This window comes from Streptococcus danieliae (assembly GCF_025447695.1).
Lineage (GTDB): Bacteria > Bacillota > Bacilli > Lactobacillales > Streptococcaceae > Streptococcus > Streptococcus danieliae.
Genome location: NZ_JAOBSU010000045.1, coordinates 1 through 13,063 on the forward strand (window position 1 = coordinate 1; position 13,063 = coordinate 13,063).

Genomic DNA, 13,063 nt, shown 5'->3' on the forward strand with positions numbered 1-13,063 from the left:
TTTATGAAATTGATGAGGAGGAGTCAGGATCCTGACATTATTTTCAAAAAGAATAAGCAACGGGAATGATTCCTTGACACACCCTTTTGTTCTCCTTCGGGCTCTATGTTAAAATAGAAGGATACAGGAGGGTTCATGGAGAATACATTTCAGCTTTTAATGAATCAGATAGCTTTGCCGGGGGAGTTTTTGCAGTCTCCTCTGTTTCAGGGGGCGGAGCTAGATTCGGTAATCCTACATGAAAAAAGTCGGATTTGGGATTTCACCTTTGTCTTTGACCAGGTTTTGCCAATTGCGGCTTATCGGGTTCTCAAGCAGCAGTTGACAGAGGAGTTTTCCAAAACTGGGAATCAGGCTCGTTTTCGGATTCGGGCGCGTGAGGTAGTTTTGGAGCCGAACTTGGTTGAGGTCTATTACCGGGAGGCTTTTGCAGAGGGACCTTGTTCAAGTCAAGGTTTTAAGTCCTTGTTCCAGGCTCTCGAGGTGGTTCTGGAGGGTCAGACGCTCTACCTGAAAGGAGCGGCCAATTTGGATATGGACCATTTCACCAAGAAGTACCTACCCTGTCTGGAGGAGGCTCTCGAGGACTTTGGTCTGGGCAAGTTGGCTTGTCAGCTTCAGGTGGAGGAGTCCTTGTCGGAGGTGGAGCGGAGCTTCTTTGAAGAGGAGCGGGCGCAAGCGCTTTTGGCGGCTCAGGAGTCTTTGGCGTCATTGGAAGAGTCCCTTCCCAAGGAAGCTCCGGCTCCTGCACCGGCTTTTGAGTATGGGCAACGGTCCGCATCGACCGAGGTTCTGGACAAGTCCAAGATTACGCCAATGATCGAGGTGCAAGGGGAGGAACGGGGACTGACCTTTGAGGGTTATGTTTTCGCCTTGGAGCACCGGGTTATGCGGACGGGTCGTGTTTTGATTTCCTTTAAGATGACGGATTATACGTCCAGTTTTGCCTTGCAAAAATGGGTCAAAAATGAAGAGGAAGCGAAAAAATTTGACATGATTCGCAAAAACTCCTGGCTCAGGGTCCGGGGGAATGTTGAACTCAATCAATACACGCAGTCTCTGACCATGAATGTTCAACAGGTGAAGGAGATTAGCCATCATCCCCGCAAGGATTTGATGCCAGAGGGGGAAAAGCGGGTGGAATTCCACGCGCACACCAATATGTCGACTATGGATGCCCTGCCAGAGGTTGAGGAATTGGTGGCGACAGCGAGTCGCTGGGGCCATGAGGCCTTGGCCATTACGGACCACGGCAATGTGCAGAGTTTTCCACATGGGTATAAGGCGGCCAAAAAGGCCGGTCTGCGTCTGATTTATGGGATGGAGGCGAATCTGGTTGAGGACCGTGTGCCGATTGTCTATCATGAGCAGGATATAGACCTGTCAGATGCGACCTATGTAGTCTTTGACGTGGAGACCACGGGACTGTCGGCGGTCTATAATGACCTGATCCAGGTAGCGGCTTCTAAAATGTACAAGGGAAATGTGATTGCGGAGTTTGATGAGTTTATCGATCCGGGGCATCCACTGTCGGCCTTTACAACTAGTCTGACGGGAATTACCAATGACCATGTGCGGGGTTCAAAACCGCTGGAGCAGGTGCTGCGGGAGTTCCAGGATTTCTGTGGCGATGCAGTGTTGGTTGCCCACAATGCCACCTTTGACGTGGGCTTTATGAATGTCAACTATGAGCGATATGGTTTACCGATTATTAGCCAGCCTGTGATTGATACGCTGGAATTTGCCCGCAATCTTTATCCGGAATACAAACGTCACGGTTTGGGGCCTCTGACCAAGCGCTTTCAGGTTGCCTTGGAGCACCACCACATGGCCAACTACGATGCGGAAGCGACCGGTCGGCTCCTGTTTATCTTTATCAAGGATGTGGCAGAAAAATTTGGGGTGACCAATCTGAACCAACTGAACCAGCAGGTCATCAATCCGTCCTCCTATCAAAAGGCCCGGGTTAAACATGCGACCTTGTATGTCCAAAACCAAGTTGGTCTGAAAAATCTTTTCCAACTGGTTTCTCTGTCCAACACCCAGTATTTCTCAGGTGTGTCCCGGATTCCCAAGTCGGTTTTGGAAGATTATCGCGAAGGCCTGCTGATGGGGTCGGCCTGTCAGGAGGGGGAGGTCTTTGAGACCTTGCTTAGTAAGGGGCTGGACAAGGCGGTAGAAGTAGCGGCCCAGTATGACTTTATTGAAGTGATGCCGCCCGCCCTTTATGCGCCGTTGTTGGCCCAGGAGCAGGTGCAGAGTGAAGAAGAGATTCAAAACCTGATTAAGCAGTTGATTGAAGTCGGTCGCCGGGCTGGGAAGCCGGTGCTTGCGACCGGCAATGTCCACTATCTGGAGCCAGAGGATGCTATTTATCGGGAGATTATTGTCCGGAGTTTGGGGCAAGGAGCCATGATTAACCGGCCGATTGGCTATGGGGAGAAGGCGGAGCCGGCTCCCCTACCCCAGGCTCATTTCCGAACGACCAATGAGATGTTAGATGAGTTTGCCTTTCTAGGTCAGGATCTGGCTTATGAGATTGTGGTGACCAATACTCAGAACTTCAGTCGACAATTTGATGCGGTGGAAGTTGTTAAGGATGATCTTTATACGCCTTATATTGAAGGGGCAGAGGAAGAGGTAGCCCGCCTAACCTATGAGAAGGCCTTCGAAATGTATGGGAATCCGCTCCCGGACCTAGTCGATTTACGGATTGAGAAGGAACTGACCTCGATCTTGGGAAATGGCTTTGCCGTGATCTACTTGAGCTCGCAAATGTTGGTGCAACGGTCCAATGAGCGGGGCTACTTGGTTGGTTCTCGGGGATCTGTCGGCTCTTCTTTTGTAGCCACGATGATTGGGATTACCGAGGTTAATCCTCTATCGCCCCACTATTACTGTCCAGGCTGTCAGTATAGTGAGTTTATCACGGACGGTTCGGTTGGATCTGGTTTTGACCTGCCCAACAAGGACTGTCCTAACTGTGGCCAGCTCCTGAAAAAGGATGGACAAGATATCCCCTTTGAGACCTTCTTGGGCTTTGACGGGGATAAGGTTCCCGATATCGACTTGAACTTCTCAGGGGATGACCAGCCAAGTGCCCACTTGGATGTCCGAGATATCTTTGGAGCGGAATATGCCTTTCGGGCTGGAACCGTTGGTACCGTGGCAGATAAGACCGCTTTTGGTTTTGTCAAAGGTTATGAACGAGACTACCAAAAAATGTATTCGGAAGCCGAAATTGAGCGCTTGGCGATGGGAGCTTCAGGGGTCAAGCGAACAACGGGTCAGCACCCAGGGGGGATTGTCGTGATTCCCAACTATATGGATGTCTATGATTTCACGCCTGTCCAGTATCCGGCAGATGATGTGACGGCGGAATGGCAGACGACCCACTTCAACTTCCACGATATTGATGAAAACGTCTTGAAGCTGGATATCTTGGGACATGATGATCCGACCATGATTCGGAAGTTGCAGGATTTATCGGGCATTGATCCGCAGGAAATCCCAGCTGATGATCCGGGAGTGATGGCCCTCTTCTCGGGAACCGAGATTCTCGGTGTGACAGAGGAGCAGATTGGGACGGCGACGGGGATGTTGGGAATTCCGGAATTTGGAACCAACTTTGTTCGGGGGATGGTGGATGAGACCCATCCGACAACCTTTGCGGAGTTGCTGCAGCTATCAGGCTTGTCCCATGGAACGGATGTTTGGTTGGGCAATGCTCAAGACCTGATTCGCCAGGGCATTGCTGACCTATCCACGGTTATCGGTTGTCGGGACGACATCATGGTTTACCTCATGCATAAGGGGCTGGATCCCAAGATGGCCTTTACCATTATGGAGCGTGTGCGGAAGGGACTGTGGTTGAAAATTTCCGAGGAGGAACGCAATGGTTACATTGAGGCTATGAAGGAAAACAATGTGCCGGAGTGGTATATCGAGTCCTGTGGAAAAATCAAATACATGTTCCCCAAAGCCCACGCGGCTGCCTATGTTATGATGGCCCTCCGGGTGGCCTACTTCAAGGTTCACCATCCCATCTATTATTACTGTGCCTACTTCTCCATCCGGGCCAAGGCCTTTGAACTCAAAACCATGTCTGGTGGCTTAGAGGCTGTTAAGGCACGGATGGAAGATATTCGTGAAAAACGCAAAAACAACCAGGCTACCAATGTGGAAAACGATCTCTATACAACTCTCGAGCTGGTTAATGAGATGTTGGAACGCGGTTTTGTGTTTGGCAAGTTGGATCTTTACCGCAGCCAGGCGACCGAGTTCCTCATTGATGGGGACCAGTTGATCCCACCGTTTGTGGCCTTGGAAGGTCTGGGCGAGAACGTTGCTAAGCAGCTGGTGGCGGCGCGTGAAGAAGGGGAGTTCCTCAGTAAGACAGAGCTCCGCAAACGGGGCGGTCTCTCTTCAACCCTTGTTGATAAGATGAATGAAATGGGCATCTTGGGCAATATGCCGGAAGATAACCAACTCAGTCTCTTTGACGAATTATTTTAGAATTGAAAATCAGAAAAGGAGAAATACATGGAAAATTTCGAAAATCTTTTGAAAAAATATGCTCATCTCTTAATCAAGCGCGGTTTAAATGTGCAAAAAGGGCAAATTCTGTTGATTAATGCGGAAGTGGAGCAGGTTGCCTTCACTCGCTTGCTAGTCGCAGAAGCTTATGCCCAAGGTGCCGGTCATGTAATGGTGCAATGGACTGATCAAGCCATCGAAAAAGAAGAATTGCTCCATGCGGAGGAGAAGTTTTTAACAGAGATTCCGGATTATGTGATCGCCCGCATGAACTATCAAATTGAAAATCGGGTTAGTCGCTTAGCTCTTCGCTCCATTGATCCAGACGGTCTGGCTGGTGTTCCGGGAGATCGGATGGCCATGGTTGTGAAAGCTGCTAGTCAGGCCCTAGCTCCACTACGTGAGGCTACTCAATCCAATAAGGTTTCCTGGTTGGTGGCTGCGGCTGCTGGTCAAGCCTGGGCTGAGAAGGTCTTCCCAGATCTAGCTCCGGAAGCAGCTTTAGAAGCGCTTTGGGATCAAATCTTCAAGACTTGTCGGGTTTATGAGGCAGACCCAATCCAAGCTTGGATTGATCATGAGGAACGCTTGGAATCCAAGGCAGCTATTTTAAATGCGGAACAATTCACAGCCCTTCACTACCAAGCACCTGGAACAGACTTGGTTCTAGGACTACCAGAAAACCATCATTGGGAAAGTGCGGGCAGTCGGAATGAAGCAGGCGATTATTTCTTGGCCAACATGCCGACAGAAGAAGTTTTCTCGGCACCAGACTATCGCCGGGCAGATGGCTATGTAACCAGCACCAAACCGCTTAGCTACAATGGAACCATCATTGAAGGAATCAAGGTCCATTTCCAAGACGGTCAGATTACCCAGGTTGAAGCTAGCCGGGGTCAAGAAACCTTGGAAAAACTGGTCTTTGAGAACCGTGGAGCAAGATCCTTGGGAGAAGTGGCCTTGGTCCCTCACCAAAGCCCGATTTCACAATCAGGGATTATCTTCTACAATACGCTCTTTGATGAGAATGCCTCTAACCACTTAGCGATCGGCTCTGCCTATGCCTTTAGTGTGGAGGGTGGAACTGAAATGACCGTTGAGGAACGCCAGGAAGCTGGTCTCAACCAATCGGATGTCCATGTAGATTTTATGATTGGTTCCGGTGAGATGGACATTGATGGTATTCGTCCAGATGGTAGTCGGGTGCCAATCTTCCGTCAGGGAGAATGGGCTATCTAGGAGGTTCCGATGCTTGTATCGATTATAACTGGCTTTTTAACTGGACTGATTGCGACAGCCTTGACCGACCGTGAAGATCGGATGGGCTGTATGGGCAATATCTTGGTCGGTTGGGTTGGGTCTTGGCTAGGCCAGCTCCTGTTTGGGAGCTGGGGTCCCCGCTTGTGGGGGCTGCCCTTTATCCCCGCCATCTTGGGAGCCTGCATCGTCTTGGTGCTCTTTGTGAGACGCAACGATTTCCGATAAATTCGATTTTGAAATGACCGTTTACCTGTTTTTGGGGTAACGGTTATTTTTTGTTTTTAATGAAAGAAGAGAATCAGCCGAACTCTGTTTGGTTTGGGCTCAAGAATAGGGTATAATAGTAGTAAAAGATTCAGATGGGATATAGATATGAGGATTGCAGATTATAGCGTAACACGTGCTGTATTGGAACGCCATGGCTTTACTTTTAAGAAGTCGTTTGGGCAGAATTTTTTAACGGATACCAATATTTTGCAGAAAATCGTAGATAGCGCGGAATTGAGTCGCGAAGTCAATGTGATTGAGATTGGTCCAGGAATTGGGGCTCTGACGGAATTTTTAGCCGAGCAGGCTGCAGAAGTCATGGCTTTTGAGATTGATGAACGCCTGATTCCGATTTTGGGGGAAACCTTGAGCGCTTTTGACAATGTCCAAGTGGTTCAGGCCGACATTCTCAAGGTCAATTTGGCCGAGCAAATCAGCCGCTTCCGCAACCCCGACCTGCCGATTAAGGTAGTAGCTAACCTGCCGTATTACATCACAACGCCAATTCTGATGCATCTTCTAGAAAGTGGTATTCCCTTTGCGGAATTTATTGTCATGATGCAAAAAGAAGTGGCGGATCGCATCTCGGCGCAGCCCGGGACCAAGGACTACGGCTCCCTATCGGTCGCCGTCCAGTACTATATGGAAGCCAAGGTGGCCTTTATCGTACCACGGACCGTGTTTGTACCTGCGCCGAACGTGGATAGTGCGATTTTAAAAATGACACGCCTCCCTCAACCGGCCGTGGAAGTCGCTGACGAGGACTTTTACTTTAAACTGGTCAAGGCCAGTTTCCACCATCGCCGTAAGACCCTCTGGAATAATTTGCAAGCCTACTTTGGCAAGGATCCAGAAACCAAGGACTGGCTAACACGCTCCTTGGAAGTGGCAGGCATTGCACCAAGCGTTAGAGGAGAAACACTGGGCTTGGCAGAATTTGCCAGCCTAGCGCGAGCCCTTGAGGCAGAGAAAGGATAAGAAAGAATTTGCAAGGACGCATTATTAAAGCCTTGGCTGGCTTCTACTATGTGGAAGCAGACGGGCAGGTCTACCAGACTCGGGCCCGAGGAAATTTCCGGAAAAAAGGCCAGACTCCCTATGTCGGAGACTGGGTCGAGTTTTCCGCAGACCAGCAATCAGAGGGTTATATTTTAGCCATTTCGGAGCGGAAGAATGAGCTCGTTCGGCCTCCGATTGTCAATATTGATCAGGCGGTGATCCTGGTTTCTGTCCGGGAACCGGATTTGAATCTCAATCTCTTGGATCGCTTTTTAGTCCTATTGGAACACAAGGGGATTAAGCCTATTATCTATTTGACCAAAACCGATTTGTTGGAAGATTTGGGAGAATTACTGGCAATCCAGGAAGTCTATACCAGTATTGGCTATCCCATGGTTTACCAGTTGGAGGAACTGGAGCCTCTCTTGCAGGACCAGTTGACCGTCTTTATGGGCCAGACGGGGGTTGGCAAGTCAACCTTGCTCAACCGTTTGGCTCCAGACTTGGAGCTGGAGACTGGAGAAATTTCCTCGAGTCTTGGCCGGGGACGTCACACGACGCGGGCCGTAACCCTTTACGATGTCTTCGGTGGTAAAATTGCGGATACCCCAGGCTTCTCTTCGCTTGATTATGAAATCAATCAGGCCGAAGATCTCAATAATGCTTTTCCGGAAATTCGCAGGTTCAGCCATGACTGCAAATTCCGGACCTGTACCCATCGCCACGAACCGGCTTGTGCTGTCCAGCCAGCCGTGGAGGAAGGCGCGATTGCGGCCTTCCGTTATGAAAACTATTTGCAGCTCCTCAGTGAAGTGGAGCAACGCCGGGTGACCTACAAAAAGGGAGGAAAAAAATGAGAAAATTCTATATTGCCCCATCGATTCTTAGTGCAGACTACGCGAATTTTGAAACCGATATGAAACGGATCGAGGCGAGTGGAGCCGAATACGTGCATATTGATATTATGGATGGGCACTTTGTTCCCAACATTAGTTTTGGAGCTGGTGTTGTTGCTAGCTTGCGCCGCCATAGCCAATTGGTGTTTGATTGCCATCTCATGGTCAGCAATCCGGAGGATCATTTGGAAGAGTTTGCGCGTGCCGGCGCTGATATTATCAGCATTCATGTGGAAGCGACACCGCATATTCATGGAGCCTTGCAGCGTATCCGCCAAATGGGGATGAAGGCCAGTGTTGTGATTAATCCTGGAACCCCGGTTGCTGCTATTGAACATGTGTTGGGCTTGGTAGATCAGGTCTTGGTGATGACGGTGAATCCTGGTTTTGGGGGCCAAGCCTTCCTACCAGAAACCCTGGATAAGATTCGTCAATTGGCGGACCTACGTCAGGCCAAGGGCTTGGACTTCGACATCGAAGTGGATGGTGGGATTGACGATCAGACCATTGAACTGGTAGCTCAAGCAGGAGCTAATGTTTTTGTAGCGGGTAGCTACTTGTTTAATGGTGGTCTTGAAGAGGGGATGGACAAGCTCCGTCAAGTGTTAACTGTGAATGACTAAGATTATGATTGTTGCAGGAGGGCCCTTGGGGCTCTCCTTACCACTTGAAGATCAAGTGACGATTGGGGTGGATCGCGGTTGTGTGGCCTTGCTGGAGGCGGGGCTCCCCTTGGATTGGGCTGTTGGGGATTTTGATTCCGTGACAGCGGAGCAGCGAGAGCAGATTTTTGTAGCTGCCAAGCACTGGGTGGAGTTGCCTGCAGAGAAGAACGATACCGATTTAGAAGTGGCCTTGCGGATTGTGCTGGAGCATTTTCCCCAAGGGGATGTGGTGGTCTATGGGGCCTTGGGTGGACGTTTGGACCATAGCTTAGCCAATTTATTCTGGCCCAGCCAATCAGAATTTATTCCGCTTTTGGAGCGAGTGCGCCTAGTGGATGCGGAAAATCAAGTGGTTTACCGAGGTCCAGGCTGGCAGCAGCTGGAACCAGAGCCGGGTTATGACTATATTTCCTTCATGCCAGAACCAGCAACCTCGCTTGAGATTGAAGGAGCTAAGTATGCACTGAATGCTTCGAATTATTTTTTTAAAAAAATTTATGGATCCAATGAGTTCCTTGACCGTCCGATTGCTGTGAAGGTTGAAAAGGGCTATGTGATCATCATCTATTCACGGGATAGGGAGTAGTTATGGAAATCATTCTGATTCTTTTGGGAGCAGCCAATCTCTTCTTGGCCTATCAGCTTTATCAGTGGCTGCGGGGAGGACGTGAGGAAGAAAGACGGGAGTGGGAGAACCACATGGACCGGATGTCGGACCAACTCGACTTCCGTTTTTCAGAATTGGCCAAGGATGCCCAGCTACGAGAAGGAAAGTTGGAACTCCAGCTGAGTGATCGTCTGGTCAGCCAACAGGCAGCCATCCAAGAAGAGATGCAAGTTTTGCGGGCCGAGGTGCGGAGCAGTTTGTCTCAAAGTCGTGAGCAGACCGAGCAGGGCATACGGCGCTTGCAGGAATCTAACGAAGCCCGGCTCGAAGCCATGCGCCAAACGGTGGAGGAGAAATTAGAAACAACCCTCCAAAGCCGTTTGCGGGCTTCTTTTGAAACCGTGTCCCAGCAATTGGAAAGTGTCAATAAGGGTTTGGGGGAAATGCGAACAGTCGCCCAGGATGTTGGCAATCTTAACAAGATTCTGTCGGGCAGTAAGAGCCGGGGGATTCTCGGAGAAATCCAGTTGGGTCAGATTCTAGAAGATATTTTAGCGCCCCATCAGTATGAGAAGGAGTTCGCCCTGGTGCCTGAATCGCGGAACCGGGTGGAATATGCTATCAAGTTTCCCGGCCAGGCTGGGGAAGCAATCTATCTGCCCATTGATGCCAAGTTTCCGCTGGAGTCCTACTACCGTTTGGAAGCAGCCTTTGAAGAGGGTGATAAGGATGCGGTGGCAGTGGCTCGTAAGGACCTGTTGCGAGCAGTTAGGGGCTTTGCCCGAGATATTCATAACAAGTACCTGGCACCGCCACGGACAACGGATTTTGGAATTTTGTTTTTACCAACCGAAGCCCTCTACGCAGAGCTGGTGCGGGAACCCCAATTCATGGACCAGCTGCGCAAGGAAGAGAAGGTGGTTCTAGCAGGTCCGTCAACGCTGGCAGCCTTGCTTAACTCTCTAGCTGTTGGTTTCAAAACCTTGCATCTCCAGAAGAATGCAGAGGATATTAGTTTGGTCCTGTCAGCCGTCAAAAAGGAATTCCAAAATTTTGGACGGGTCTTGGATAAAACCCAGGAGCAATTGCGGACTGCCAGTGGCAGTTTGGAACAGTTGATTGGTGTACGGACGCGGGCCATTGAGCGGAGCTTACACCAGATTGAAGTTCAGGAGGAACTGGATTTAAACCAGTTACTGATGTGGACGGAGGAGATAGAGGATGAAGATTAATCACATGAAAAAGGATGAGCTCTTTGAAGGGTTCTACCTGATTAAAAAAGCAGATTTGCGGCAAACCCGAGCGGGGAAAAATTATTTGGCCTTTACCTTCCAAGACAATACGGGAGAAATTGAGGGCAAGCTCTGGGATGCCCAAGAGAAAAATGTCGAAGAGTTTCAAGCTGGGCGCGTGGTTTTTATGCGTGGACGACGGGAGGTTTACAACAACACCCCACAAGTCAACCAGTTGGCCATGCGTTTGGCTCGAGCTGGGGAGCCAACAGACCCGAGTCTTTATAAGGAGGAACCGCCAGTTGACCCGAATCAATTGCGGGAGTATATTTCCGAATCGATTTTCCAAATTGAGAATCCAGTCTGGCAGCGGGTTGTCCGTGCTCTCTTCCAAAAACATGACCAGGCCTTTTATAGCTATCCAGCGGCTAAGACCAACCATCATGCCTTTGAAACCGGTTTGGCCTTTCATACCGCGACCATGGTCCGCCTGGCCCAAGCTATTGCCCAAATTTATCCGCAGTTGAATTTGAGTTTAATGATTGCAGGCATTTTGCTTCATGACTTAGCCAAAGTCATTGAGTTAAGCGGTCCTGACCAGACAGAATATACCATTCGTGGGAATTTAATTGGCCATATTGCCTTGATTGATGAAGAGATTACCAAGGTTTTGGTAGAGTTGGGCATTGACGATGAGAAGGAGGACGTGATTGTTCTGCGCCACGTTGTGTTGAGCCACCATGGCCTCTTGGAATATGGTAGCCCTGTTCGTCCCCAGCTTATGGAAGCGGAGATGATCCACATGATTGACAATATGGATGCGGGTATGATGATGATGACCAGTGCTTTGGAAAAAGTCGGACCCGGAGAAATGACCGCCCGGATTTTCGCCCTTGACAATCGAAATTTCTACAAACCGCAATTGAATAACTAGCTACTTTCAAAAAAGCCGAACGTTTTTTCAATTTGTGTGATATAATTGTAAAAAATAGAAAACAGGTTAGGGAAAATGAAATTAAGAAGAAGTGAGCGGATGGTGGTTATTTCCAATTATCTGATCAACCACCCCTATGAATTAACGGGTCTTAATACATTTGCCTCCAAGTATCAAACGGCTAAGTCTTCTATCTCCGAAGACATCGTAATTATCAAACGGGCCTTTGAGGAGATGGAGGTGGGCCATATCGAGACCATTACTGGTGCCGGTGGCGGAGTCATCTTCAAACCCTCTATCTCTCAAGAAGAAAGTCTACAAATCGGGGAAGAGCTGCGGCAGCAACTCTCTGCAAGCAATCGGATTCTGCCCGGTGGCTATATTTACCTTTCCGACTTGTTGAGCAATCCAATCTTGTTAAAGAGTATTGGCCGGATTATTGCCAAGACCTTCCAGGATGAGCCGATTGATGCGGTTATGACGGTAGCGACCAAGGGAGTTCCCTTGGCCAATGCAGTTGCCAATGTCTTGAATGTTCCTTTTGTGATTGTGCGTCGTGATTTGAAAATTACAGAGGGCTCTACGGTTAGTGTCAATTATGCCTCTGGCTCCAGCTCTCGGATTGAAAAAATGTTCCTATCCAAACGGAGCCTGCCAGCTGGTAGTCGCGTCTTGATTGTGGACGACTTCCTCAAGGGTGGGGGAACCATCCGAGGGATGATCAGCCTGTTGGATGAATTTGATTCCAGTTTGGCTGGAGTTGCCGTTTTTGCGGATAATGCTCAGGAGAAGCGGGAAGCTTTTGATTACCGTTCCCTCTTGCGGGTGACCAAGATTGACGTAGATGCTATGCAGGTCGACGTAGAGCTTGGAAATATTTTTACAGAAAGTATGAATGAGGTTACAGAGTGAAGCAGTTTTTAGATAGGATTGATCAAAGTTCAATTTGGGTGCGAATTTTTATCCTAGCCCTTTTGATGGTGGTCTTGATGATGGGGCTAGTCATGGCCCGCAGTATGCAACGGAGTCAGCAGGCCAAAACAACGATTACAGCACCGTCTCAATCTTCCAGTTCCTCTAGCAGCCAATCGAAAGAAGAGAAGGCTCTTGAGGAAGCCGAAGAAGCGGTTAAAAAAGCCGAAAAAGAGCAGAATGAAGCCAACCTACGATCTGCAAAAGAAAAGGTTGAAGCGTTAGCAGATGGGGATCAGAAAAATGAACTTCTAGATCGCTTGAAAGCTGTTGCTAACGCCCTTGGTTTGGATTTTGATGCCTTGACGGCTGCTTCTGCATCAAGCTCTCAGGAGAGCGCTGCTGAACCAGCTGCACCTGTTTCATCTGGAGCACCGGTTGCACCAGCGCCGGCCGCACCTGTAACACCGGCCTCTAGTCAGGTAACGACCTACGTGGAACAACCGGTAATACCAGCACCAGAATACATTGAACAACCGACTCAACCGGTTGTGACAGAAACGGTCCCAGTAACTCCTGTGGAACCGTCCGTACCTACGGAATAAGAGAAAAGGAATCAGCGCTTTTGGCAACAGAGGAGCTGATTTTCTTTTGCTTTTTTCCTAAAAGAATCATTCCCCCGAATTATTCATAGATAACTAAAAAAACTTCTAGAAACCCTGATAGATCAATGTTTCTAGAAGTTTTTGATTTTC

Annotated in this window: 11 protein-coding genes; all 11 read left to right on the forward strand. The window is 49.2% G+C overall.

Annotated features, from left to right (window positions below):
• Nucleotides 1-135: 135 nt before the first annotated feature.
• The 11 genes from N4310_RS04365 (at nucleotide 136) to N4310_RS04415 (ending at nucleotide 12,913) form a co-directional block, all read left to right on the forward strand.
• Complete coding sequence (locus N4310_RS04365) at nucleotides 136-4,515, forward strand: PolC-type DNA polymerase III (RefSeq protein ID WP_262092207.1); 4,380 nt, start codon at nucleotides 136-138, stop codon at nucleotides 4,513-4,515.
• 27 nt (nucleotides 4,516-4,542) lie between these two features.
• Nucleotides 4,543-5,775 carry an aminopeptidase gene (locus tag N4310_RS04370; RefSeq protein ID WP_262092208.1) on the forward strand — a complete coding sequence of 411 codons (1,233 nt, stop codon included), beginning with the start codon at nucleotides 4,543-4,545 and terminating at the stop codon, nucleotides 5,773-5,775.
• A gap of 9 nt (nucleotides 5,776-5,784) precedes the next feature.
• Nucleotides 5,785-6,021, forward strand: coding sequence for a GlsB/YeaQ/YmgE family stress response membrane protein (locus N4310_RS04375; protein ID WP_160332805.1), 237 nt, complete (start codon nucleotides 5,785-5,787; stop codon nucleotides 6,019-6,021).
• Between the two features lie 147 nt (nucleotides 6,022-6,168).
• Nucleotides 6,169-7,041 (forward strand): 16S rRNA (adenine(1518)-N(6)/adenine(1519)-N(6))-dimethyltransferase RsmA, encoded by an 873-nt coding sequence (gene rsmA, locus N4310_RS04380; RefSeq protein WP_179923573.1) that lies wholly within the window; start codon nucleotides 6,169-6,171, stop codon nucleotides 7,039-7,041.
• 8 nt (nucleotides 7,042-7,049) lie between these two features.
• A complete protein-coding gene (rsgA, locus tag N4310_RS04385) occupies nucleotides 7,050-7,919 on the forward strand; it encodes a ribosome small subunit-dependent GTPase A (RefSeq protein WP_179923572.1) in 870 nt (289 codons plus the stop codon).
• The gene (gene rpe / locus N4310_RS04390; RefSeq protein WP_179925961.1) at nucleotides 7,916-8,581 is read left to right on the forward strand and encodes a ribulose-phosphate 3-epimerase; all 666 of its coding nucleotides are present in this window, start codon (nucleotides 7,916-7,918) and stop codon (nucleotides 8,579-8,581) included. Before rsgA ends, rpe begins: the two co-directional genes overlap by 4 nt.
• Complete coding sequence (locus N4310_RS04395; protein ID WP_262092209.1) at nucleotides 8,574-9,209, forward strand: thiamine diphosphokinase; 636 nt, start codon at nucleotides 8,574-8,576, stop codon at nucleotides 9,207-9,209. The genes rpe and N4310_RS04395 overlap by 8 nt, the downstream gene beginning before the upstream one ends.
• 2 nt (nucleotides 9,210-9,211) lie before the next feature.
• On the forward strand, nucleotides 9,212-10,462 hold the full coding sequence (locus N4310_RS04400) for a DNA recombination protein RmuC (RefSeq protein WP_262092210.1): 1,251 nt from the start codon (nucleotides 9,212-9,214) through the stop codon (nucleotides 10,460-10,462).
• Entirely contained in the window at nucleotides 10,452-11,396 is a 945-nt protein-coding gene (locus N4310_RS04405) for a 3'-5' exoribonuclease YhaM family protein (protein ID WP_179925958.1), read from the forward strand. The genes N4310_RS04400 and N4310_RS04405 overlap by 11 nt, the downstream gene beginning before the upstream one ends.
• 75 nt (nucleotides 11,397-11,471) lie before the next feature.
• Entirely contained in the window at nucleotides 11,472-12,308 is an 837-nt protein-coding gene (purR, locus tag N4310_RS04410; protein ID WP_160332798.1) for a pur operon repressor, read from the forward strand.
• Complete coding sequence (locus N4310_RS04415) at nucleotides 12,305-12,913, forward strand: hypothetical protein (protein WP_262092212.1); 609 nt, start codon at nucleotides 12,305-12,307, stop codon at nucleotides 12,911-12,913. The genes purR and N4310_RS04415 overlap by 4 nt, the downstream gene beginning before the upstream one ends.
• Nucleotides 12,914-13,063 lie beyond the last annotated feature (150 nt).